The sequence below is a fragment of the Rhizobium sp. rho-13.1 genome (genome assembly GCF_007000305.1).
Taxonomy (GTDB): Bacteria; Pseudomonadota; Alphaproteobacteria; order Rhizobiales; family Rhizobiaceae; genus Rhizobium; species Rhizobium rhododendri.
Genome location: NZ_SCFL01000114.1, coordinates 1 through 266, shown reverse-complemented (window position 1 = coordinate 266; position 266 = coordinate 1). Strand labels below are relative to the sequence as shown.

Below are 266 nucleotides of genomic sequence, written 5' to 3'. Positions count from 1 at the left end.
GTCGCGGTCTTCTTGTGGCCGGCCAGCAGCTTGACCAGCTTGCCGACATCCTGGCTGTCCTTCAGATGTCCGACATAGACGGCATCTTCGGATGCGATGACGGCGACGTTCTCGAGACCCTGCACGGCAAGATGAGTACCGTGGGTCATGACGAGAGAGTTCCGGGTGTTGACCAGCGTCGTGTTGCCGGCCGAGACGTTGCCGTTCTCGTCCTGCTTGCCGACCTTCCAAACCGAATCCCAGCTGCCGAGGTCCGACCACAGGAA

The 266-nt window shown here is 60.9% G+C and carries 1 pseudogene; it reads right to left on the bottom strand.

The features are described 5' to 3' along the window. A pseudogene (cpsB, locus tag EQW76_RS28880) lies at positions 1–266 on the bottom strand (mannose-1-phosphate guanylyltransferase/mannose-6-phosphate isomerase); the annotation flags it as partial.